The organism is Streptomyces scabiei 87.22 (assembly GCF_000091305.1).
Classification (GTDB): Bacteria; Actinomycetota; Actinomycetes; order Streptomycetales; family Streptomycetaceae; genus Streptomyces; species Streptomyces scabiei.
The window spans coordinates 1,963,766-1,986,161 of the sequence record NC_013929.1 but is presented as its reverse complement, the minus strand read 5'-3'; the positions used below and the strand labels follow the sequence as shown (position 1 = coordinate 1,986,161).

Here is a 22,396-nt window from a genome sequence, read left to right as displayed (position 1 = left end):
TGGACCTCAGATGTTCCGGAAGCGGTTGATGGCGTCGATGTGCCGGGCGCGCTTGGCGTGGTCGCGCACGCCCAGGCCCTCCTCGGGTGCCAGCGCCAGGACGCCGACCTTGCCCTGGTGGAGGTTGCGGTGCACGTCGTACGCGGCCTGTCCGGTGTCTTCCAGGGAGTAGACCTTCGACAGTGTCGGGTGGATCTTGCCCTTGGCGATGAGGCGGTTGGCCTCCCACGCCTCGCGGTAGTTCGCGAAGTGCGAGCCGATGATCCGCTTCAGCGACATCCACAGGTAGCGGTTGTCGTACTCGTGCATGTAGCCCGAGGTCGAGGCGCAGGTGGTGATGGTGCCGCCCTTGCGGGTGACGAAGACGCTCGCGCCGAAGGTCTCGCGGCCGGGGTGCTCGAAGACGATGTCGATGTCCTCGCCGCCGGTCAGCTCGCGGATGCGCTTGCCGAAGCGCTTCCACTCCTTGGGGTCCTGGGTCTGCTCGTCCTTCCAGAACTTGTAGTCCTCGGCGGTGCGGTCGATGATCGCGTCGGCGCCCATCGAGCGGCAGATGTCCGCCTTCTGCTCGCTGGAGACGACACAGATCGGGTTGGCGCCGCCCGCCAGCGCGAACTGGGTGGCGTAGCTGCCGAGGCCGCCGCTGGCGCCCCAGATGAGCACGTTGTCGCCCTGCTTCATGCCGGCGCCGTTGCGGGAGACGAGCTGCCGGTAGGCGGTGGAGTTCACCAGGCCCGGGGCGGCGGCCTCCTCCCAGCTGAGGTGGTCCGGCTTCGGCATCAGCTGGTTGGACTTGACGAGCGCGATCTCGGCGAGGCCGCCGAAGTTGGTCTCGAAGCCCCAGATCCGCTGCTCGGGGTCGAGCATCGTGTCGTTGTGGCCGTCGGACGACTCCATCTCCACGGAGAGGCAGTGCGCGACGACCTCGTCCCCGGGCTTCCAGGCGTTGACGCCGGGGCCGGTGCGCAGGACGACGCCCGCGAGGTCGGAGCCGATGATGTGGTACGGCAGGTCGTGGCGCTTGGTCAGCTCCGAGAGCCGTCCGTAGCGCTCCAGGAAGCCGAAGGTGGACAGCGGCTCGAAGATCGAGGTCCACACGGAGTTGTAGTTGACCGAGGAGGCCATGACGGCCACCAGGGCCTCGCCCGGGCCGAGTTCGGGGACCGGGACCTCGTCGAGGTGGATCGACTTGCGGGGGTCCTTGTCACGGGTGGTGAGCCCCGCGAACATCTCCGTCTCGTCCTTGTGCACGGTGATCGCGCGGTACGACTCGGGGAGCGGCAGGGCGGCGAAGTCGGCGGACGTGGACTCCGGCGACTGGATCGCGTCCAGGATTTCCTTCACGGTGGTGCCTCCGGCGACGAGCGTCCTGAGGGAAGACGCTGCTGAGGGTTACGTCGGGTGCTGAACTGGTGGGCTGGGTGCCGTCGGTCCGGCGGAGGTGGTGCTGTGGCGGCGCTTTGTGGCGCGGAAGGGTGCCTGTGACGCAGGCGTCCGGGCGCGCGGACCGTGGTCTGCGGGGACAGCCGGCGAACGGGAGTTCTCTGCCCGCCGGCCGCCCGGACTCCTTCAACGTATGGCACGCCGTGTCACCCCGCAAGGCACCGAGTGCCAGAAAGTTCGCTCAGGTGAAATCTTTACGTAACACGTGAGCGATGATCGATCAGACAAGGGCCTAAAAGGGCCTCTGACATGGCAAAACGGCCACCCCGCAGGGTGGCCGTCCTCACAGTTACCGATGAGTAGAACGTGGTGCCGGATCGGGTTCAGCGGTCGCGGAGTGCCTCTTCGATGGTGCGCATGACCTCGTCGAGGGGGGCGTCGGTGCGGGCGACCGTCACCAGGACCTCGCCGTGGGTGGAGGCCGTCGCGGCGGCCGGCTCGGGTGCCAGGGTGCGGCCGGCGCCGATGCCCGTGCCGAACGTCCTGCGCACGATGGCGAAGGCGTGGTCGAGCTGTGCCTCCACGTCGCCCTGTCCGCCGGACCGGAGCCAGCGGCGCAGCACGTGGTTGTGCGCGGTGACGACCGCCGACGCGGCCACCTCGGCGAGCAGCGGATCGTCGTTGCCGGCGTCGTGGTGGGCGTTCTCGTCGAAGTGGCCCAGCAGATAACGGGTGAACAGGCGCTCGTAGCGGGCCACGGAGGCGATCTCCGCCTCCCGCAGGGTGGGCACCTCGCGGGTCAGCTTGTAGCGGGCGACCGAGATCTCCGGCCGGGCCGCGTACATCTTCATGACTTCCTTGATGCCGCGGCACACCGTGTCGAGCGGGTGCTCGTGCTGGGGTGCCGCGTTGAGCACCGCCTCCGCCCGGATCAGGGTGTCGTCGTGGTCCGGGAAGATCGCCTCCTCCTTGGAACGGAAGTGGCGGAAGAACGTGCGCCGGGCGACCCCGGCCGCCGCGGCGATCTCGTCGACGGTGGTCGCCTCGTACCCCTTGGTCGAGAACAGCTCCATGGCCGCGGCCGCCAGTTCCCGGCGCATCTTGAGGCGTTGGGCGGCGGCACGGCTTCCCGCGGCGCTCTCCGGAGCGTCGGGCGCAGCTGGCGTACGTGAGGACCTGGCGGGCTGGGACATGCCCCGAACGTACTGCATCCCCGCAGGAGAGTGCGCGTGTCCGGCCATCCCCCCGCCCTGCTCGGACGGGGGAGCGGCCGGGTCCGCGGAGGGCGGGGCGCAGGACCGGCCGGCCGCGGGGGCGGCGTAACGGGCGTACGGGGGGCGGCTGCCCGGGCCGAGCAGCCCGCCCCAGTCCGTGCCCGCCGGCGCGCGGTCCGCCCGGTCCCACCTCGCGGCCGGGCCCGGCGGGGACACCGGGCCCGGGGTCGCTCCGGGCCCGTCGTCCGCCCGCTCAGCGCTTGGCATATTCGCGGAAGCCGCGGCCCGTCTTGCGGCCGAGGCAGCCCGCGGCCACCAGGTGCTCCAGCAGCGGCGCCGGGGCCAGCCCCGGGTCGCGGAACTCGCGGTGCAGGACCTTCTCGATGGCCAGTGAGACGTCCAGCCCGACCACGTCGAGCAGCTCGAACGGGCCCATCGGGTAGCCGCCGCCCAGCTTCATGGCCGCGTCGATGTCGTCCAGCGTCGCGTAGTGCTCCTGGACCATCTTGACCGCGTTGTTCAGGTACGGGAACAGCAGCGCGTTCACGATGAAACCGGCCCGGTCGCCGCAGTCCACCGGGTGCTTGCGGACCTTCGCGCACACCTCGCGGACGGTGGCGTGGACGTCGTCGGCGGTCAGGACGGTACGGACCACCTCGACCAGCTTCATCGCCGGCGCCGGGTTGAAGAAGTGCATCCCGATCACGTCCTGCGGGCGCGAGGTGGCGCGGGCGCAGGCGACGACGGGCAGCGAGGAGGTGGTGGTGGCGAGGATCGCGCCCGGCTTGCAGACCTTGTCGAAGGCCGCGAACAGCTGCCGCTTGACCTCCAGGTCCTCGGCCACGGCCTCCAGCGCCAGATCGACGTCCGCGAAGGCGTCGTAGGAGCCGGCCGGGGTGATCCGGTCCAGGGTCTCGGCGGCCGCCTCGACCGTCATCCGCCCCTTGTCGACGGAGCGCGCGAGGGACTTGCCGATACGGGCCTTCGCGGCCTGCGCCTTCTCCTCGGTGCGGGCGGCCAGCACGACCGCGTACCCGGACTTCGCGAACACCTCGGCGATCCCGGACGCCATGGTCCCGGATCCCGCGACACCCACCGAGCGGACGGTGCGCCCGGCGCCCGCGGCGGTCCCGTCCGACGGCGTCAGCGCGTCCGGCACGACGGTGGCCGAGCCGGGGGCCTCGTAGGTGTAGAAACCGCGGCCCGACTTGCGGCCGGTCAGACCCGCCTCGCTGAGCTGCCTCAGGATGGGCGCCGGCGCGTGCAGCCGGTCGTGCGAGGCCGCGTACATGGCCTCCAGGACGGTGCGCGCGGTGTCGACGCCGATCATGTCCAGCAGCGCCAGCGGGCCCATCGGCAGACCGCAGCCCAGCCGCATCGCCGCGTCGATGTCCTCGCGGGAGGCGTACCTCGCCTCGTACATCGCGGCGGCCTGGTTGAGGTAGCCGAACAGCAGTCCGTCGGCGACGAATCCGGGGCGGTCGCCGACCGCGACGGGCTCCTTGCCGAGGTCCAGGGCGAGATCCGTGACCCGGGCGACGGCCCGGGGCGCGGTCAGCACCGAGGAGACGACCTCGACCAGCTTCATCGCCGGCGCCGGGTTGAAGAAGTGCAGCCCGAGCACCCGCTCCGGACGCGCCGACTCGGCCGCCAGCCGCGTCACCGACAGGGCGTTGGTGCCGGTGGCGAGGACGGCGTCGGGGCGGACGATCGCGTCCAGCTCGCGGAAGACCTGCTGCTTGATCTCGTACGACTCCGGGACCACCTCGATCACCAGGTCGGCGTCGGCCGCCGCCCGGAGGTCGGTGAAGGTGCGGAAGCGGGCGAGGGCCTCGCCGCGCTCCTGCTCGGTGAGGCGCCCGCGGGCCACGGCGCGCTCGGTGGCGGCCTCCAGGCCGGTGACGGCTCGGGAGGCCGCGGCCTCGCTGATGTCGATGCCGACGACCTCGCGGCCGGCCCGGGCCAGCACCTCGGCGATACCGGTGCCCATGGTGCCGAGGCCGACCACGGCGATCGTCCGGAACGGGGACTGCGGGGACAGCGACGAGTCGGAAAGGGGAGTGGCCATCGCGGGACTCCAGGATGTGGTGACGACTGAGGGAAACGCCGCGGGTACGCGAAGAGCGCGCGAACGGCGCGTGGCGTGCGGGTGCGGGTGGTGCCGGGCTGATGAACGCACACGCCCGGTGCCGTCGCCGCGGGCGTGCACACGCCCGGGGGAACGGCTGAACCGACCGGCCCTGTCCCGAGGCCGAGCCGTACTGGTACTCCGGTACCGAACACTCCGGGTACCGAACCGACTGGGCTCACGACGGCTGCGTCACCAAACCGTCGGGAGCGAACACGAGTGGGTAACTCGCTCGTCTGAGCTTAACCGGTGGGTAACGAGCGCGCCAGCCCTCGTGTTTGTGACGTACGTCCCCCAAGTGCGCCCCGCGCCCGTACGCTCGACGGCATGGACGAGGAGTTGCGATCACTCACGGAGCGTGTGCGGAGCGAGTCGGGCGGCGCGGCGGGGTACGAACGGCTCGTCCTGACGGCGAACAGGGACGAACTGGCGGGCGTGCTCGTCGAGCAGGGGCAGCCGCTCTGGGCGCGGGAGTTGGCCGCGTTCCGGCTGGGTCTCGCGGGGGACCGCCGGGCCTTCGAGTCCCTCGTCCTCCTGCTCAACCACCGCGATCCACCGCGCTGCGCCTCCGCGGCCTACGCGCTGGCGCGCCTCGGGGACCCGCGCACCGCGCGCGCGGCGGCCGCCCTCGCCACCAACGAACTCCGGGTCGCCTACGCCCTGCACCCGGTGCGCCTGCTCACCGAACTCCGCGCCCCCGAGTCCGTCCCGGCGCTGATCACCACGCTCCGGCGCCGTCTGGGACCGCACGACCCCTACCGCCGGGTCGCGCTCGCGTGCGTGGAGGGGCTGGGCGCCCTCGGGGACACCCGCGCCCGGCCCGTACTGAACGAGGCCCTCGCGCACCCCAGGCTCGCGGAGGCGGCGGTGCGGGCGCTGGCGCGCATCCCCGGGCAGCGCTGAGGGCTCAGGTCCCGGCGGCGCCGAGTCCCCGCACGTAGCGGACCTCCGGCACCTCGGTCCCGTCGGCCTCGAACGGCTCCTCGGCTCCGTCCGCGGTGAAACCGTGGCGGGCGTAGAAGCGGCGGGCGCGCGCGTTGTCCTTCAGCACCCACAGGAACAGCGAGCGGTGACCGGCCGCCGCGCAGCGCCCGGCGGACTCGCGCAGCAGCGCGGTGCCCACTCCGGTGCCCAGATGCCCCGGCCGGGTGTACAGCGCGTACAACTCGGCGCCCCCGGTGCGGACCTCCCCGTCGCGGCAGGGGCCGTACGCCGCCCAGCCGACGATCTCCCCGGCCCGCTCGGCGACCAGGTTCACCACGGGGTTGCCGGCCTTCGCCAGCATCCGGCGGCGGTTCTCGGCGTCCTCCTCCACGTCCATCGCGTCGAGGTACGACCGCGGGACGAGACCGGCGTAGGCGCTGCGCCAGCCGCCCACGCGGATCTCGGCCACGGGGCGGCAGTCGGACGGTGTCATCCGGCGGACGCGCGGTGCCGGGAGGCCGGTGGGGGTGCCGTTCATGGCGGCACCCTAGACCGGGCGGCCGCGGGAGTCCCGTGGTTTTCCGGGGCCCCCGCGGCCGGGCTCAGCCGCGGAAGCCCAGCAGGCCGTGCAGGGTCGAACCCCGGGAGGAGGCGGACGCGGCCTTGTTCTTCAGGGGCTTGGGGTCGGCGAGCTTCTTGCAGGTGGCGTCGGTCTCGCCCTGCCCGCGCGGCACCCTGCCGTCGGTCAGATAGGCCGTCAGGTGCTTGTCCAGACAGGCGTTGCCGCTCAGCGAGATGCCGTGGTTCCCGCCGCCCTGCTCGACGACCAGGCTGGACCCGCGCAGCAACTGGTGGGTGACGGCCCCGCCCTCGTACGGGGTGGCCGCGTCGTCGGTCGCCTGGAAGATCAGGACCGGCGGCAGCGCGGTGTTGGAGACGTCCACGGGGTCCAGGGACGCGGCGGGCCAGAACGCGCAGGGCGCGTTGTACCAGGCGTTGTTCCAGGTCATGAACGGCGCCTTCTCGTACATCGCCCAGTTGTCCTCGCGCCACTCGTTCCAGTCGCGGGTCCAGTGCGCGTCACGGCACTGCACCGAGGCGTAGACGCTGTAGCCGTTGTCGCCGGACGCGTCGACGGCGCCGAAGTTCTCGTACGCCTCGACCAGCGGATCGTCGTTCTTCTTGTTCACGAAGGCGGCGAACGCCTCGGCGAGATAGGGCCAGTAGCCGTTGTAGTAGCCGCCGGGCATGAACGTGTCCTCCAGCTCGGAGGCGCCCACCCGGCCGTCCGCGGGACGCGCGGCCAGCGCCGACCGCATCGCGTACCACTTGGCCTCGATCTTCTCCGGATCCTTGCCGAGCTTGTACGTCCCGTCGTGGCGGGCGATCCAGGCCATCAGGGCCCGGTGGCGGTCGTTGAACGCCAGGTCCTGCCGGAGGTTGCCCTCGTACCAGACCTCCGTGGGGTCCACGACGGAGTCCAGCACCGCGCGCCGTACGCGGTGGGGGAAGAGCTTGGCGTACACGGCGCCCAGGTAGGTGCCGTACGAGTACCCGAAGTAGTTGATCTTCTTGGCGCCCAGGGCCGCGCGGACGAGGTCCATGTCCTTCACCGCGCTGACCGTGTCGATGTACGGCAGCACGTCCGCGTGCTTCTCGGCGCACGCCTCGGCGAACGCCCTGGCCCGCGCGAGGTTGGCCCGCTCGGCCTTCGGGGTGCTCGGCACCGAGTCGGGGCGCACCGCGGCGAAGTGGCCCGGACGGCAGTTCAGCGCGGGCTTGCTCGCGCCGACGCCGCGCGGGTCGAAGCCGATGACGTCGTACTGCGCCGCCACCTTCTTCGGCAGCGAGGACGCCACGAAGCCGGCGAGGGTGAGGCCGCTGCCGCCGGGCCCGCCCGGATTGACCAGCAGGGGGCCCTGGTACGTCTTCGCGGTGTGCGGGACGCGGGAGAGGGCGATGGTGATCTTTCTGCCGTTCGGCTTCCCGTGGTCCAGCGGCACCTTCAGGGAGGCGCACTGGAGCTTCGGGTAGTCGGCGGTGGCGCACTTCTTCCAGGCCGGCTTCGCCGTCGGGGCGGCGGCGGAAGCGCCGCTCGCGCCGGCCGGGACCGCGGTGACCATTCCGGCCAGCACGGCGACGGCACCGCACAGAGCAGCTGTGCGTTTCTTCATCGTCAGGCCTCCCAGGGACGGAGGATTGCGGGCCGTGCACGCCACGGCCTTCGTCGCATCGTCCCGAACCGGGCCCCGCGAAGAACGCGTTCGGCCGACACTTGACCCGTTCGGGCGGCAGAAGCGCCCGGATGCTCCGGAGAGGGATTCAGAGCAGGGTCAGCTGGGTCGGCTCCGTGGGCGGGGCCGGCTCCGGCGCGGGGCGTTCGCGCACGGGCAGCCGTCGCGGCGGCTGCGCGCGCCGCGGGCCCATGCCGTACTCCTCGGCCAGCTCGTGGACCTGACGGGTGATCTGCCGCTGGTACCACTTCGGCGCATAGGCGCCCTCCGCGTACAGCAGCTCGTAACGCCGTACGAGACGGGGGTGGTGGCGGGCCAGCCAGGCCATGTACCACTCGCGTGCGCCGGGCCGCAGATGCAGCACCAGCGGGGTCACGGAGCCGGCGCCGGAGGCCGCGACGGCCCGCACGGTCTCGCGCAGCCGGTCGGGGTGGTCGCTGAGGAAGGGCAGCACGGGGGCCATCAGCACCCCGCAGCCGATCCCCAGTTCGGCGAAGGCGCGGACGACGTCCAGCCGGCGCTCGGGAGCGGGCGTGCCCGGCTCGACCGTGCGCCACAGCTCGTGGTCCGTGAAGCCGACGGAGACCGACAGGCCGACCTCGGTGACCTCCGCCGCCTGCCGGATCAGGTCCAGGTCGCGCAGGATCAGCGTGCCCTTGGTGAGGATCGAGAAGGGGTTCGCGTGGTCGCGCAGGGCCGCGATGATGCCCGGCATCAGACGGTAACGGCCCTCCGCGCGCTGGTAGCAGTCGACGTTGGTGCCCATCGCGATGTGCTCGCCGTGCCAGCGCGGTGAGGCCAGCTGCCGGCGCAGCAGGTCGGGCGCGTTGACCTTGACGACGATCTGCGAGTCGAAGTCGAGGCCCGTGTCCAGGTCCAGGTAGCTGTGGGTCTTGCGGGCGAAGCAGTAGACGCACGCGTGCGCGCAGCCCCGGTAGGGGTTCACCGTCCATTCGAACGGCATGCGGGAGGCTCCCGGCACCCGGTTCACGATCGTCCGCGCCCGGACCTCGTGGAAGGTCATGCCGCGGAACTCGGGGGTGTCGAAGGTGCGGCTCGTCACCAGGTCCGCGCCGAACAGTGCGGCGTCCCGGGCCGTGGCGGGGTTCTCGGCCAGATGGTCCCAGCGCATGGACGCCTCCTCGGTCGCTCTGCCCCCAGAATAGAACACATGTTCTCTTGATCGTGCGAACTGGTTTTCGAACATCGTGTGGAGGTCTCGTCGGGGGTCTTCGGGGCAGGCCGCCGCGGCCCTCGGGGGCACCCCGATTTGGGCCCTCCGGCCGTGGGGTGGTTGGCTTTCCGCACATCCCCGAGTTACCAAGTGCTGGAGGAAGTGCAATGGCGCAGGTCGAGGCCACGACCGAACGAGTCGTAGCGGCGGACGCGGAGACGGTGTTCGACACCCTGGCCGAGTACAACGGCGCGCGCGAGAAGCTGATGCCGCAGCACTTCAGCGAGTACGAGGTGCGCGAGGGCGGCGACGGCGAGGGCACCCTCGTCCACTGGAAGCTCCAGGCCACCAGCAAGCGTGTCCGTGACTGCCTGCTGGAGGTCACCGAGCCCTCCGACGGTGAACTCGTCGAGAAGGACCGCAACTCCTCCATGGTCACCGTCTGGCGGGTCACCCCGGCCGGCGAGGGCAGCTCCCGCGTCGTCGTCACCACCACCTGGCAGGGCGCCGGCGGCATCGGCGGCTTCTTCGAGAAGACCTTCGCCCCCAAGGGCCTCGCCCGGATCTACGACGCCCTGCTCGCCAACCTCGCCGCCGAGGTGGAGAAGTAAGCAGCGGGGCCGGCGGTCGTGCCGCCCGGCTCAACGGGCGCGTCCTGGGGGCGCGTTGCCGTCCTCACCGGTTCGGGTGGATCTCCGTGACGTGCGCCGGAATGCCGTAACTCGTCGCACTTGCCGACAGTTCCCGCTTATCGCGGGAAATGTGCGGTAAGTGCGACGAGGGGAGCGGTACGCATGGGCCCGACCACACTGGTGAAGGACGAACCGGCCACCACACCCGCGACACCGCCACCGGCGGACGGACCTCCCCCGCACGGCCCGCACCGGGTCCGGCTGGTCTTCTCCGCCCTCCTCCTCGTCCTGCTCCTGGCCGCGCTGGAGCAGATGGCCGTCGCCACCGCCCTCCCCGAGATCGTCGGCGAGCTGCGCGGCGTCGACCGGATGTCCTGGGCGATCACCGCCTACCTCCTCACCGCCGCCGTCACCCTTCCCGTCCACTCCCGGCTGAGCGAACTGCGCGGCCCCAAGGGCGTGTTCCAGTGCGCGCTGGTGCTCTTCGTGGCCGGCTCCGCCCTGGCCGGACTCGCCCGGACCATGGACCAGTTCATCGTGTTCCGCGCGCTCCAGGGAGTCGGCGCGGGCGGCCTCATGATCGGTGTCCAGGCGATCGTCGCCGACCTCGTGCCGGCGTGGCGCCGCGGCCGCCATCTGGGCGTCGTCGGGGCCGTGTTCGGGCTCGCCTCCGTCACCGGTCCGCTCCTGGGCGGCTGGCTCACCGACCACCTCTCCTGGCGCTGGTGCTTCTACGTCAACGTGCCCTGCGGGCTCCTGGCCCTGGCCGTCGTCACCTTCGCGCTGCGACCGCGGAGGACCACCGCGCGGGGGCGTCTCGACGTCCTGGGAACCCTGCTGCTCGCCGCCGTCTCGGCCTGCCTGGTGCTGCTGGCCGGCCGGGCCGGCTCCGTCCACGCCTGGAACTCGCGGCCGGTCCTCGTTCTCGCCGCCGGCGCGGTCCTGGCGGCCGCGCTGCTCCTCGTCGTCGAGCGGTTCGCGGTCCAGCCCCTGCTGCCCCTGCGGCTGCTCCGGGACCCGGTCTTCCTGGTGAGCGGCCTCGTGGGGGCCACCGTCGGTGTCGCGCTGTTCGGCACCGCCACCTACCTGCCGAACCAGCTGCGGATGGTCGGCGGGATCTCCGCCACCGCGTCCGGGCTGCTCATGCTGCCGATGACGGCCGGCATCGTCGGCACGTCCGTCGTCTGCGGCCGGCTCATCGCCCGCACCGGCCACTACCGGACGTACCCGGTCCTCGGCGCCGCCCTGGCCGCTCTCGGCGTCTGGCTGCTGTCCCGCCTGCAGACGGACACGCCCCCGCTGCAGTTCGGCATCCGGACGGCCGTCCTCGGCGCCGGCATCGGCATGGTGATGCCGGTCCTGGTCCTCGCGGTGCAGAACTCCGTACGCCCCGCCGACACCGGGACCGCCACCGCCGCCGGCGACTGCTTCCGGCAGCTCGGCGGCGCCGTCGGGGCGGCCGCCGTCGGCGCGCTCCTCACCGCCCGCCTCGCCGACCGTCTTCCCGAGCGCGCGGGGGCCGTGCTCCCCGACCCCGGCTCCCTGACCCCGGATCTCGTCCACGCCCTGCCCGACCCGCTGCGCGACACCTACGTCGCCGCCTACGCGGAGGCTTTGCCGGGGCTCTTCCTGTACCTCACGCCGGTGCTCGCCCTCGGGGCCTTCGTGGCCTGCTTCCTCGGGGAGCGGACCCCGCCGCCCTGCGACGAGGTGCCCGCCGGGCCCGCCGCCCGGGTGCCGCAGGCCCGTGCTCCCCACGAGGCCGGCGTCCCCGTCCTCGGTACGGTCCAGCAGTCCGACGGCACCGTCGTGCCCCGCGCCGCCCTCACCCTGATCGACTCCGGCGGCCGGCAGACCGGGCGGGGCGGCAGCGGCGAGGACGGGCGGTACGCGCTGTCGACCCCCGGGCCGGGGGCGTACGTGCTGATCGCGGCCGCCGGCGGTCACCGGCCGCAGGCCGTGAGCGTCACCGTCGGGGAGGGGCCCGTCGAGGTGGACATCGTCCTCGGCGGCGCGGGACGCCTGGCCGGGACCGTACGGACGGCGGACGGGCGGGCGGTGGGCGAGGCGACCGTCACGCTCACCGACGCGCGCGGCGAGGTCGTCGTGACCACCCGCAGCGGGCAGCAGGGCGACTATCTGGTCACCGAGCTGGCGGCCGGCGACTACATCCTCGCCGTGAGCGCCCACTCCCACCGCCCGGCCGCGCTCCCGGTCACCGTCCGGGCCGCCCGCGAGACCCGCCTGGACGTCGAACTGGCCGGGGGCGCCGTACTGCTCGGCACGGTCCGCGCCGGGAGCGGGCGGCCGGTGGAGGACGCGCGCGTGACGCTCCTGGACGCCGCCGGGGACGTCGTCGGCACGATCACCACCGGCGTCGACGGAACGTTCCGGTTCGCCGACCTCGCCGCCGGTGAGTACACCGTCATCGCCACCGGGTATCCCCCCGTCGCGACGGTGCTCCAGGTCGACGGCGACGGGACCGAACAGGACGTGCGGCTGGGACACGCGGACTGAGTGGGGGGCGTGCGCATGATCGCGCGCCGCCCGTGTGGCCTGCGCGTGCGCCGGAGGCTCCCGGGGAGCAATTCGCGTATTGCCACACATCGCGACGCTACGCGGCCGTACGGTAGTGGGGGCGGCGCAGATCTTGGGAGCCGTGGGGAGAGAGGGCCTTGGCCATGGACCGTGGCACCGACACGGGCGCGACTACCGGCCTCGGAGCCGGTGACGGCACGGCGGAGGGGGCCGCGGTCGGCCGTATCCCCCTGGCCGTGGTCGTCGTGGACCGCGCCGGCCTCGTATCGCACTGGAGCACCGGCGCACGCCGGCTCTTCGGCACCACCAGGGAGGAGGCGACCGGCCGGCCCGCCCTGGACCTGCTGCCCGTCGCCGGCGCCCTCCCGGACGAGGACCTCGCCCCACCCCACGGGGCGTACGGCGGCGCGTACGACGCGCTCGGCCACGACCTGGAGACCTCCCTCGACGGGCACCTCGCCTACCCGGCGGCCGGCCGCGCCCGGCTCACCGTGCCCGGCCGCGACCGGACGGACGTCCTGTGGTGGGCCTACCCGCTGGTCGGTCCCGGCCGGGAGCGCCTCCTGGTGCTCGCGGCCGACGCCGAGGCACTGCGCCGGCGCGACGACGGGTCCGCCGTCGCCGTCGAGCGCATCGCGCCCGGCTTCGCCCTGCACACCGACTTCCCCGGCGCCGAGGAACTGGCCCGCAGGCTCCCCGAGATCCTGCCCAGCATGAGCGTCGGTGAAAGCGCCCGCATCGTCGCCCAGATCCTCGAACTCGGCTATCCGATACTGGAGTTCAGCCAGAACGACCGGGTGCCCGTCACCCCCGACTGGGGCGTGCCCCGGCGCGCGGAGCGCCGGGCGCGCCGTGAGCGGGCCGCGCGCGCCGTCGCCGAGGGGCTTCCGGTGCCCCCGGAGGCGCTGGAGGATGCGCAGGACCTCGAATACGCGGCCGTACGCGAACGCCTGGAGTTCCTCAACGAGGTCAGCGGACGCATCGGCACCTCCCTCGACCTGTCGCAGACCATCGTCGAGGTCAGCCGGGCGGTCGTGCCCCGCTTCACCGATGTCGCCGGCACCTATCTGCGCGAGCAGGTCGTCGCGGGCGAGGGGTTCCCCGACGGTGTGCCGGACACGACGACCATGTGGCACCGGGTCGCCCTGGAGCACACCGACGAGCCGGGCCGCTGGGACGACGTCGTCCCCGTCGGCGAGGCCATGCCGTTCCCGGCGCACACCCCGTTCTTCCAGTGCATGACCACCGGCGAACCCGTCCTCGTGCCCCGGATCAGCGAGCAGATGGGGCACGCGATCGCCGCGCAGTTCGACAAGCGCGACATCCGGCCGCTGATCACGGGCCGCTCCATGCTGGTCGTCCCCCTGAAGGCCCGCAACGTGGTGCTCGGATTCATGATCCTGCTGCGCCACCCGGAGCGCGAGGTCTTCGACGACATGGACCGCGTCACCGGCGCCGAACTGGCCGCCCGCGCGGGCCTGGTCCTCGACAACGCCCGCATGTACACCTACCAGGAGAACGTCGCCGAGACGCTCCAGGACAGCATGCTCCCGCAGATCGAGGCCCACATGGCGGGCTGCGACATCGCCACCCGCTACCTCCCGGGCACCCTCCTCGGCAGGGTCGGCGGCGACTGGTTCGACTCGGTGAAGCTGCCCGGCGGCCGCACCGCCCTGGTCGTCGGCGACGTGATGGGGCACGGCCTCAACTCGGCCGCGATGATGGGTCAGCTGCGCACGGCCGTGCAGACCATGGCCGCCCTCGACCTGCCGCCCGCGCAGCTGCTGCGCAACCTCGACGACCTCGCCCAGCGCCTGGGCGAGCACTACCTCGCGACCTGCCTCTACGCCGTCTACGACCCCATCGGGGGCGAGTTGCACCTGGCGAACGCCGGGCACATCCCGCCCGTCCTGGTCCGCGCGGCGGACGGCCGCAGCGAACTCCTCGACCTGCCCACGGGCGCCCCGATCGGTGTCGGAGGGGTGCCCTTCGAGGCGGTACGCGTGCGCGTGGAGCCCGGCGACCGGCTCGTGATGTGCACCGACGGACTGGTCGAGGTGCGCGGCGAGGACATCGGTGTCGGCCTCGCCACCCTCTGTGAGTCCGCGGCCCACCCGGCCGCCTCCATGGACCAGGCCTGCGACACGATCATCCGCGCCCTCAACACACGCGGCGGCCGCAAGGACGACGTGGCCCTGCTGATGGCCCGGCTCAACGGCATCGAGCCCGAGGACGTCGCCGAGTGGCGCCTCACCCGCGACCCGGTCGAGGCGGCCCGGGCCCGAGCCGTCGTCCGTGAACAGCTCTACGTCTGGGGCCTCGACGCCCTCGCGGACACCACCGCGCTCCTGGTCGGCGAACTCGTCACCAATGCCGTCCGGCACGCGCGCGGGCGCCGTGTCGATCTCCGCCTGGTCCGCGGCGACACCCTGCAGTGCGAGGTCTACGACGACGACCCCACCCTGCCGACCCTGCTCAGCGCGGCGCCCACGGACGAGTTCGGCCGGGGGCTGCGCGTGCTGACCACCCTGGCCCGGGAGTGGGGCACCACCCGGACCGGCGCGGGCAAGACGGTGTGGTTCGAGCTGACGCTGCCGAGACGCCGCTGAACGCGGGGAGCGTGGCTCCGGGACGCGGCGTGAAGGTCCGTGCGGATCACTTGCCGCCGTGCTCCCGGCGCGGTAGACCGATCTGGGCCGCCGCGGCGGCGGCCGCGACGCTGTTTCCGGGGGGTTGGGCATGAGCGTGACGAGTCGGTACCGGGAAGCCTGGGAGGGGTTCTGGCGGGAGGCCCCGGACGGACCGGGGGAGGTCTTCTGGGACGCCGGGCCCGAACGGACCGCCGCCGTCCATCTCGCCCTGTTCGAGCCCCATCTGACCACCCCGGACCTGCCGCTCGTCGACCTCGGCTGCGGCAACGGCACACAGACCCGCTACCTGGCCGACCGTTTCTCCCGGGTGATCGGCGTGGACCTCTCCGCCGCCGCCGTCGACCTGGCCCGCCGCGCCGACCCCGACGGCCGGGCCGACTACCGCGCGCTGGACGCGGCCGACGGCACACAGACCGAGGCCCTGCACGCCGACCTCGGCGACGCCAACGTCTACGTACGCGGTGTGCTCCACCAGTGCGAGCCCGACGACCGGCAGCGCTTCGCGGACACGGTGGCCACGCTGCTGGGCGAGCGGGGCCGGGTCTGTCTCGTCGAACTCGCCGAGGCCGCCCGACCCGTTCTGATGGGGCTCGCCCAGGGGCCGGGCGGCCCTCCGGCCAAACTGGCCCCCGTCCTGCGTCACGGGATCGCCCCGGGCGAGGTCGGCGACGCCGCGGTCCCGGAGTACCTGCGGGCCGCCGGCCTGACCCTCGTCGCCCAGGGCGAGCTTCCGCTGATCACCACGGAGCACACGGCGGACGGCACCCGGATCGAACTGCCGTCGAGGTGGTACGTGGCGGGGCGCACGGCTTAGGAAGCGCACGGTGTGGAAGCACACGACGTGGGGCCCCGGAAGGGGCCCCGCGGCCCTCCCGGGGGCGTCCGTGGGCCGTGACGGTGAGAGTTATCCACAGGTCTGCCACGGATCGGCGCGAACGCGTACGGTTTCGAGCCATGAAGATCCTCATCAGCGCCGACATGGAGGGCGCCACCGGTGTCACCTGGCCGGCCGACGTCCTGCCGGGGACACCGCAGTGGGAGCGGTGCCGTTCGATGTTCACCTCGGACGTGAACGCCGCCGTGCTCGGTTTCCTGGACGGCGGCGCCGACGAGGTGCTGATCAACGAGGCGCACTGGACGATGCGCAATCTGCTGCTGGAGGAGCTGGACGAGCGCGCGCAGATGCTCACCGGGCGGCACAAGGCCCTGTCCATGGTGGAGGGCGTGCAGCACGGCGACGTGGACGGCATCGCCTTCGTGGGCTACCACGCGGGCGCCGGCATGGAGGGCGTCCTCGCCCACACCTACCTGGCCAACTCGATCACCGGGGTCTGGGTGAACGAGGAGCGGGCCAGCGAGGGACTGCTCAACGCGCATGTCGTGGCCGAGTACGGGGTACCGGTGGTGCTGGTGACCGGCGACGACGTGGCGTGCGAGGACGCCCTGGGGTATGCGCCCGAGGCGCTCAAAGTCGCGGTCAAGGACCATGTGTCGCGGTACGCGGCGGTGTGCCGCACCCCGGCGAGAACGGCCGCCGACATCCGCGCCGCGGCCGAGGAGGCCGCCTCGCTCGCCGTGCGGCACGCTCCGGTCAGGGGCGGCCCGTTCACCGTGGCGCTGGAGTTCGACGCCGAGCACCTGGCGATGGCGGCGACGGTCGTCCCGGGCGTGACCCGTACCGGTGAACGCAGGATCGCGTACACCAGCCCGACCATGTACGAGGGAATCCGTACGTTCAAGGCGGTCACCACGATCGTCTCGGCCGCGGTGGAGGAGACATATGGCTGAGTCGGCACGGCTCCCGCAGACGGCGGAGTCCACGGAGCGGCAGGCGCTGGACGAGGTCGTCCGGTTCACCTCCGACCTCATCCGTATCGACACCACCAACCGCGGCGGCGGGGACTGCCGTGAGCGGCCCGCGGCCGAGTACGCCGCCGCGCTGCTGGCCGAGGCCGGCCCCGAGCCCACCCTGCTGGAGCGCACCGAGGGCCGGACCAACGTGGTGACCCGGATCGAGGGCACCGACCCGTCGGCGGACGCGCTGCTCGTCCACGGTCATCTGGACGTGGTGCCCGCGCAGGCCGCGGACTGGACCGTGCACCCGTTCTCCGGGGAGATCCGCGACGGGGTGGTGTGGGGCCGGGGCGCGGTCGACATGAAGAACATGGACGCGATGATCCTCGCGGTCGTCCGGCACTGGGCGCGCACCGGCGTGCGGCCCCGCAGGGACGTGGTGATCGCGTTCACCGCCGACGAGGAGGCGAGCGCCGCCGACGGCTCGGGCTTCCTCGCCGACGCGCACCCCGGACTCTTCGAGGGCTGCACCGAGGGCATCAGCGAGTCGGGGGCGTTCACCTTCCACGACGGCGCGGGCCGCAGGATCTACCCGATCGCGGCCGGGGAGCGGGGCACCGGCTGGCTGAAGCTCACCGCGCGCGGCCGGGCCGGCCACGGCTCCAAGGTGAACCGGACCAACGCGGTGACCCGGCTGGCGTCCGCCATCGCCCGCATCGGCGCGCACGAGTGGCCGCTGCGGCTCACCCCGACCGTCCGTGCGGCCCTCACCGCCCTCGCCACGCTGTACGGCGTCGACGCGGACCTCGACCGCCCCGGCGGCGTCGACCGGCTCCTGGACAAGCTCGGTCCGGCCGCCGCCCTGGTCGAGGCGACCGTGCGCAACAGCGCCAACCCGACGATGCTGGACGCCGGTTACAAGATCAATGTCATTCCGGGGGAGGCCGTCGCCCGCGTCGACGGGCGGTTCCTGCCCGGGGGCGAGGACGAGTTCAGGGAGACCCTCGACCTGCTCACCGGCCCGGACGTGGAATGGGAGTTCGAGCACCGGGAAGTGGCCCTGCAGGCGCCGGTGGACTCGCCGACGTACGCGCGGATGCGGGCCGCCGTCGAGGAGTTCGCACCCGAGGGGCACGTGGTGCCGTACTGCATGCCGGGCGGCACCGACGCCAAGCAGTTCTCCCGGCTCGGCATCACCGGCTACGGCTTCTCGCCGCTGAAGCTGCCCGAGGGCTTCGACTACGCGGCGATGTTCCACGGGGTGGACGAGCGCGTCCCCGTCGAGGCGCTCCACTTCGGCGTCCGCGTGCTCGACCGCTTCCTGCGGACGGCCTGAGCGATGGCACACGGGGGACCGTGGGAGATGGGGGACAGGATGCAGACCCTGGCGTACGGCGACTGGCCCTCGCCGATCGACGCGGCGCTCGCCGCCGCGCACGACGGGCAACCCGAGTTCGTGGGCTTCGTCGGCGACGAGGTCTGGTGGACCGAGCCCCGGCCCGCCGAGGGCGGCCGGCGCACCCTGGTCAGGCGCACGGCCGACGGCCTGGAGGAGTCGGTGCTGCCGGCTCCGTGGAACGTGCGCAGCCGGGTGATGGAGTACGGCGGCCTGCCCTGGGCCGGAGTCATGCGGGACGACGGCCCCCTCGTGGTCTTCGTGAACCACGCCGACCAGCGCCTCTACCGGTTCGCACCCGGCGGCGAACCCGTCCCGCTCACCCCGGTGTCGCCGGTGGGCGGGGGTCTGCGCTGGGCGGACCCGCGACCGCATCCGGAACGCGACGAGGTGTGGTGCGTCCTGGAGGAGTTCACGGGGGACGGACCCACCGACGTCCGGCGGGTCGTCGCCGCGGTGCCGCTGGACGGCTCGGCGGCCGAGGACCGGCAGGCCGTACGCGAACTCACCGACGACACCCGGCGGTTCGTCAGCGGCCCGCGCCTCTCGCCCGACGGCCGCCGCGCCGCGTGGCTGGCCTGGGACCACCCGGGCATGCCGTGGGACGGCACCTCGCTGCTGGTCGCCGAGGTGACCGGGGACGGCCGGCTGGGCGAGCCCCGGACCCTGGCGGGCGGCCCGGAGGAGTCGGTGGCCCAGGCCGAATGGGCGGCCGACGGGACCCTGATCCACTCCAGCGACACCACCGGCTACTGGAACCTCTACCGACTCGACCCCGACAGCGGGGACCGCACGCCCCTGTGCGCGCGGGAGGAGGAGTTCGGCGGGCCGCTGTGGAAGATCGGCTGGCGCTGGTTCGCGCTGATGGACGACGGGCTCGCCGCCGTGGTGCACGGGCGGGGCGCCACCGCGCTCGGCATCCTCGACCTGGACACCGGCCAGATCGTCGACGCCGCTGGGCCGTGGACGGAGTTCGCCCCGTCGCTCGCCGTGCACGGCAGCCGTGTCATCGGCATCGGAGCCAGCCCCCGCAGCGCCTACGAGGTGGTCGAGCTGGACGCGGCCACCGGCGACGCCCGTGTGATCGGGGCCGCGCACGACGACCCGGTCGACCCCACCTACTACCCCGAGCCCCAGATCCGTTCCTTCCTCGGCCCCGCCGGACGCGAGATCCACGCGCACGTCTATCCGCCGCACCACCCCGGCTGCGTCGCCTTCAGCACCGAACTGCCGCCGTACGTGATCTGGGCGCACGGCGGGCCCACCAGCCGGGCACCCCTGGTCCTCGACCTGGCGATCGCCTACTTCACCTCCCGCGGCATCGGGGTGGCCGAGGTCAACTACGGCGGGTCGACCGGGTACGGGCGGGAGTACCGCAACCGGCTGCGCGAACAGTGGGGCGTCGTGGACGTCGAGGACTGCGCGGCGGTGGCGCTCGCCCTCGCCGACGAGGGCACCGCCGACCGGACCAGGCTCGCCGTCAGGGGCGGCAGCGCCGGTGGCTGGACCGCCGCCGTCTCCCTCACCACGACCGACGTCTACGCCTGCGGAACGATCCTGTACCCCATCCTCGACCTCACGACCTGGGCGTCCGGGGAGACCCACGACTTCGAGTCGCAGTATCTGGAGAGCCTGGTGGGGCCGCTCGCGCAGGAGCCGATGCGGTACGTGGAGCGCTCGCCGAGCGAGCACGCCGACCGAATCACCGCGCCGTTCCTGCTGCTCCAGGGCCTCGACGACGTGATCTGCCCGCCCGCGCAGTGCGAGCGGTTCCTGGCCAGGATGCAGGAGCGGCGGGTGCCGCACGCCTACATCGCCTTCGAGGGGGAGGGGCACGGCTTCCGGCGGGCGGAGACGACGGTGCGGGTCCTGGAGGCGGAGCTTTCGCTGTACGCGCAGGTCTTCGGGTTGAATCCTCCGGCAATCCCTACTCTGGAGCTCACCAAGTGACACCACTGACCAGACCCGCCCGTCTCGCCCCCGGTGCCCGTGTGGCCGTCGTCGCCCCCAGCGGGCCGGTTGCCGAGGAGCGGCTCAGCGCCGGGCTGGACATCCTGCGCGGCTGGGACCTCGACCCCGTCGTCGCCCCGCACACGCTCGACCGGCACCCCGACTTCCCCTACCTCGCCGGTACGGACGCCGACCGGGCCGCCGACCTCCAGGCCGCCTGGTGCGACCCGTCCGTGTCCGCCGTGTTCTGCGCCCGCGGCGGCTACGGCGTCCAGCGCATGGCCGATCTGCTCGACTGGGACGCCATCCGCGCGGCGGGCCCCAAGGCCCTCGTGGGGTTCAGTGACATCACGGCACTCCACGAGGCGTTCGCCACCCGCGCGGGAGTGGTGACGCTGCACGGCCCCATGGCGGCGGGCGTCGACTTCATCAAGAACACCCGGGCCCAGGACCATCTGCGCGCCACCCTGTTCGCCCCCGAGACGGTCCGCACGATCCGGGCCGCCGAGGGGAGCACCGCCCTGCTGCCGGGCCGCGCCCGGGGCGTCCTCCTCGGCGGCTGTCTGTGCCTGCTCGCCGCCGAGCTGGGCAACCCGCACGCCCGCCCCTCCGCCCGGGGGGCCCTCCTCTGCCTGGAGGACGTCGGCGAGGAGAACTACCGACTGGACCGCTACCTCACCCAGCTCCTGCGCGCGGGCTGGCTCGACGGCGTCGCCGGCGTCGTCCTCGGCTCCTGGGCGGAGTGCGAACCGTACGAGAAGGTGCGGGCCCTGCTCGTGGACCGGATCGGCGGGCTCGGCGTGCCGGTGGTGGAGGAGTTCGGGTTCGGGCACGGGGAGGGGGCGCTGACGATCCCGTTCGGGGTGACGGCGGAGCTGGACGCGGAGGCGGGGACCCTGACCCTGGACGAGCCGGCGCTGGTCTGACGGCCGGCGCCGCGGGCCCCCGCCGGGACCTCCCACCGGGCGGGTCCCGGCGACCCGCGTCATCCTGGAGACATGAGCCCGAAGACATCGGAACGGGTGGGGACGCACCGGCGCAGGCGGTGGGGCGACCTGCTGACACCCGGCAGGGTCCTCATGGGTCTGCTCGCGGCCCTCGCGCTGGTCTTCATCTTCCAGAACACGCAGAGCACCGAGATCGAACTGCTGGTCACCGAGGTCACCATGCCGCTGTGGCTGGCGCTGCTGGGGACGGGCCTGGTCGGGGCGGTGTGCGGAGCGTTCTTCATGAGACGGCGCAGGTGACACCCGGTCCGACGTACCGTGGCGGGGTGTCCGCACATGTTCGTCACCTCATGATGGGATCCCGCGTCGGGATCCGGCACTTCACGCCCGAGGACGGCTCCGAGTTCACCGCGCGGGTGCGGGAGAGCAGGGATCTGCACCGTCCGTGGCTGTTCCCGCCGGCCACCCCCGCCGCGTACGCCGCCTACGCGGCGCGGCTCACCGGGGATCCGACGAAGGCCGGGTACCTCGTGTGCGAGCGGGACGGCGGGGGGATCGCCGGGTTCATCAACATCAACAACATCGTGGAGGGCGGCTTCCGCAGCGGCGCCCTCGGCTACGGGGCCTTCGCGCATGCCGCCGGGCGGGGGCTGATGTGCGAGGGACTCGGACTGGTCGTCGACTACGCGTTCGACTTCATGGGGCTCCACCGGCTGGAGATCAACGTCCAGCCGGGCAACGCCGCCTCCATCGCGCTGGCCCGGCGGTGCGGCTTCCGGCTGGAGGGGTTCTCGCCGGACTTCCTCTTCATCGACGGGGCGTGGCGGGACCACCAGCGATGGGCACTGACGGTGGAGATGGAACGACCGGGACCGCTACGAGGCGCCGGTCCCGGTGACCGGGATCCGGGCCGGGGCTAGCCCGTCGCCCGGCGGTCGGCGTACTCGTAGACCGAACCGTCCGGATGGACCGCGATCAGGTTGCGGCCGACGGGGGTCGGGATCGGGCCGGCCAGCACCTGGGCGCCGGAGTCGGCGAGGACCCGGTGGGCCTCGTCGACGTCCTCGACGGCGAGGGTGGCGGTGACCTTCCGCAGGACCTCCAGCTCCGACTCCGGACCGCTCATCAGCAGGAAGCAGCCCACCGCGGCGACCTGGACGCCACCGCGTTCGAAACGCATCGCCGGTCCGCCCGAGAGTCTCTCGTAGAACGGGACCGCCGCTTCCAGGTCCTCGACGCAGATGCGGAGCGTGGTACCGAGAATCTCCATGTGCACGAGCGTAGTTGGGGCCGGGCGGGGACGGTGATCGAATCGCGCGGATCGAGGGGGATCGCCGAAGGGGGTGCCTTCTCGTTCTCGTGAGCGGGTGCGGGTCCGGTGGGGGCTGGTCGCGCAGTTCCCCGCGCCCCTGAAAAGCAGGGGCTGCGCCC

General features: G+C 72.8%; 18 protein-coding genes. 11 read left to right on the top strand and 7 right to left on the bottom strand.

The window, feature by feature from the left end:
• Positions 1 to 6: 6 nt before the first annotated feature.
• The 3 genes from ccrA to SCAB_RS08315 form a co-directional block, all read right to left on the bottom strand.
• Positions 7 to 1,344, bottom strand: coding sequence for a crotonyl-CoA carboxylase/reductase (gene ccrA, locus SCAB_RS08325; protein WP_012999617.1), 1,338 nt, complete (start codon positions 1,342 to 1,344; stop codon positions 7 to 9).
• 422 nt (positions 1,345 to 1,766) lie between these two features.
• Positions 1,767 to 2,594, bottom strand: a complete 828-nt coding sequence (locus SCAB_RS08320) for a TetR family transcriptional regulator (protein ID WP_079062398.1) — start codon at positions 2,592 to 2,594, stop codon at positions 1,767 to 1,769.
• Positions 2,595 to 2,850: 256 nt separating this feature from the next.
• Complete coding sequence (locus tag SCAB_RS08315) at positions 2,851 to 4,665, bottom strand: 3-hydroxyacyl-CoA dehydrogenase family protein (protein ID WP_012999615.1); 1,815 nt, start codon at positions 4,663 to 4,665, stop codon at positions 2,851 to 2,853.
• A gap of 387 nt (positions 4,666 to 5,052) precedes the next feature.
• Here SCAB_RS08315 and SCAB_RS08310 point away from each other — a divergent pair, with 387 nt between their 5' ends.
• Positions 5,053 to 5,628, top strand: a complete 576-nt coding sequence (locus SCAB_RS08310) for an adenylosuccinate lyase (protein ID WP_012999614.1) — start codon at positions 5,053 to 5,055, stop codon at positions 5,626 to 5,628.
• 4 nt (positions 5,629 to 5,632) lie between these two features.
• Here the strand turns inward: SCAB_RS08310 and SCAB_RS08305 are convergent, their stop codons facing one another.
• From SCAB_RS08305 to SCAB_RS08295, 3 genes are all read right to left on the bottom strand, one after another.
• Complete coding sequence (locus SCAB_RS08305) at positions 5,633 to 6,187, bottom strand: GNAT family N-acetyltransferase (RefSeq protein ID WP_012999613.1); 555 nt, start codon at positions 6,185 to 6,187, stop codon at positions 5,633 to 5,635.
• Between the two features lie 64 nt (positions 6,188 to 6,251).
• Positions 6,252 to 7,823 carry an alpha/beta hydrolase gene (locus tag SCAB_RS08300; RefSeq protein ID WP_012999612.1) on the bottom strand — a complete coding sequence of 524 codons (1,572 nt, stop codon included), beginning with the start codon at positions 7,821 to 7,823 and terminating at the stop codon, positions 6,252 to 6,254.
• 148 nt (positions 7,824 to 7,971) lie between these two features.
• The gene (locus tag SCAB_RS08295; protein WP_037724254.1) at positions 7,972 to 9,015 is read right to left on the bottom strand and encodes an Rv2578c family radical SAM protein; all 1,044 of its coding nucleotides are present in this window, start codon (positions 9,013 to 9,015) and stop codon (positions 7,972 to 7,974) included.
• A gap of 209 nt (positions 9,016 to 9,224) precedes the next feature.
• Here SCAB_RS08295 and SCAB_RS08290 point away from each other — a divergent pair, with 209 nt between their 5' ends.
• The 10 genes from SCAB_RS08290 (at position 9,225) to SCAB_RS08245 (ending at position 21,885) form a co-directional block, all read left to right on the top strand.
• Positions 9,225 to 9,668, top strand: coding sequence for an SRPBCC family protein (locus SCAB_RS08290; RefSeq protein WP_012999610.1), 444 nt, complete (start codon positions 9,225 to 9,227; stop codon positions 9,666 to 9,668).
• A 183-nt stretch (positions 9,669 to 9,851) separates the two neighbouring features.
• Entirely contained in the window at positions 9,852 to 12,206 is a 2,355-nt protein-coding gene (locus tag SCAB_RS08285) for an MFS transporter (RefSeq protein WP_012999609.1), read from the top strand.
• Positions 12,207 to 12,370: 164 nt separating this feature from the next.
• Positions 12,371 to 14,836, top strand: a complete 2,466-nt coding sequence (locus SCAB_RS08280) for an ATP-binding SpoIIE family protein phosphatase (protein WP_012999608.1) — start codon at positions 12,371 to 12,373, stop codon at positions 14,834 to 14,836.
• A gap of 130 nt (positions 14,837 to 14,966) precedes the next feature.
• Positions 14,967 to 15,692 (top strand): class I SAM-dependent methyltransferase, encoded by a 726-nt coding sequence (locus SCAB_RS08275; RefSeq protein ID WP_012999607.1) that lies wholly within the window; start codon positions 14,967 to 14,969, stop codon positions 15,690 to 15,692.
• Between the two features lie 140 nt (positions 15,693 to 15,832).
• The gene (locus tag SCAB_RS08270; protein WP_012999606.1) at positions 15,833 to 16,666 is read left to right on the top strand and encodes a M55 family metallopeptidase; all 834 of its coding nucleotides are present in this window, start codon (positions 15,833 to 15,835) and stop codon (positions 16,664 to 16,666) included.
• Entirely contained in the window at positions 16,659 to 18,008 is a 1,350-nt protein-coding gene (locus SCAB_RS08265; RefSeq protein ID WP_012999605.1) for a M20/M25/M40 family metallo-hydrolase, read from the top strand. The genes SCAB_RS08270 and SCAB_RS08265 overlap by 8 nt, the downstream gene beginning before the upstream one ends.
• Before the next feature lie 27 nt (positions 18,009 to 18,035).
• The gene (locus SCAB_RS08260) at positions 18,036 to 20,018 is read left to right on the top strand and encodes an LpqB family beta-propeller domain-containing protein (protein ID WP_041668967.1); all 1,983 of its coding nucleotides are present in this window, start codon (positions 18,036 to 18,038) and stop codon (positions 20,016 to 20,018) included.
• A complete protein-coding gene (locus SCAB_RS08255; protein WP_037729766.1) occupies positions 20,015 to 20,944 on the top strand; it encodes a S66 peptidase family protein in 930 nt (309 codons plus the stop codon). The genes SCAB_RS08260 and SCAB_RS08255 overlap by 4 nt, the downstream gene beginning before the upstream one ends.
• A gap of 72 nt (positions 20,945 to 21,016) precedes the next feature.
• The gene (locus SCAB_RS08250; protein WP_037729765.1) at positions 21,017 to 21,265 is read left to right on the top strand and encodes a lipopolysaccharide assembly protein LapA domain-containing protein; all 249 of its coding nucleotides are present in this window, start codon (positions 21,017 to 21,019) and stop codon (positions 21,263 to 21,265) included.
• A gap of 50 nt (positions 21,266 to 21,315) precedes the next feature.
• The gene (locus SCAB_RS08245; protein WP_012999601.1) at positions 21,316 to 21,885 is read left to right on the top strand and encodes a GNAT family N-acetyltransferase; all 570 of its coding nucleotides are present in this window, start codon (positions 21,316 to 21,318) and stop codon (positions 21,883 to 21,885) included.
• Here the strand turns inward: SCAB_RS08245 and SCAB_RS08240 are convergent.
• On the bottom strand, positions 21,882 to 22,235 hold the full coding sequence (locus tag SCAB_RS08240; protein WP_037729764.1) for a VOC family protein: 354 nt from the start codon (positions 22,233 to 22,235) through the stop codon (positions 21,882 to 21,884). The genes SCAB_RS08245 and SCAB_RS08240 overlap by 4 nt on opposite strands.
• Positions 22,236 to 22,396: the final 161 nt, after the last annotated feature.

Coding starts and splice junctions, on each gene's coding strand:
- SCAB_RS08320 (WP_079062398.1), bottom strand. CDS start 2,594: ATGCAGTACGTTCGGGGCATGTCCCAGCCCGCCAGGTCCTCACGTACG.
- SCAB_RS08315 (WP_012999615.1), bottom strand. CDS start 4,665: ATGGCCACTCCCCTTTCCGACTCGTCGCTGTCCCCGCAGTCCCCGTTC.
- SCAB_RS08310 (WP_012999614.1), top strand. CDS start 5,053: ATGGACGAGGAGTTGCGATCACTCACGGAGCGTGTGCGGAGCGAGTCG.
- SCAB_RS08305 (WP_012999613.1), bottom strand. CDS start 6,187: ATGAACGGCACCCCCACCGGCCTCCCGGCACCGCGCGTCCGCCGGATG.
- SCAB_RS08300 (WP_012999612.1), bottom strand. CDS start 7,823: ATGAAGAAACGCACAGCTGCTCTGTGCGGTGCCGTCGCCGTGCTGGCC.
- SCAB_RS08295 (WP_037724254.1), bottom strand. CDS start 9,015: ATGCGCTGGGACCATCTGGCCGAGAACCCCGCCACGGCCCGGGACGCC.
- SCAB_RS08290 (WP_012999610.1), top strand. CDS start 9,225: ATGGCGCAGGTCGAGGCCACGACCGAACGAGTCGTAGCGGCGGACGCG.
- SCAB_RS08285 (WP_012999609.1), top strand. CDS start 9,852: ATGGGCCCGACCACACTGGTGAAGGACGAACCGGCCACCACACCCGCG.
- SCAB_RS08280 (WP_012999608.1), top strand. CDS start 12,371: ATGGACCGTGGCACCGACACGGGCGCGACTACCGGCCTCGGAGCCGGT.
- SCAB_RS08275 (WP_012999607.1), top strand. CDS start 14,967: ATGAGCGTGACGAGTCGGTACCGGGAAGCCTGGGAGGGGTTCTGGCGG.
- SCAB_RS08270 (WP_012999606.1), top strand. CDS start 15,833: ATGAAGATCCTCATCAGCGCCGACATGGAGGGCGCCACCGGTGTCACC.
- SCAB_RS08265 (WP_012999605.1), top strand. CDS start 16,659: ATGGCTGAGTCGGCACGGCTCCCGCAGACGGCGGAGTCCACGGAGCGG.
- SCAB_RS08260 (WP_041668967.1), top strand. CDS start 18,036: ATGGGGGACAGGATGCAGACCCTGGCGTACGGCGACTGGCCCTCGCCG.
- SCAB_RS08250 (WP_037729765.1), top strand. CDS start 21,017: ATGAGCCCGAAGACATCGGAACGGGTGGGGACGCACCGGCGCAGGCGG.
- SCAB_RS08245 (WP_012999601.1), top strand. CDS start 21,316: ATGATGGGATCCCGCGTCGGGATCCGGCACTTCACGCCCGAGGACGGC.
- SCAB_RS08240 (WP_037729764.1), bottom strand. CDS start 22,235: ATGGAGATTCTCGGTACCACGCTCCGCATCTGCGTCGAGGACCTGGAA.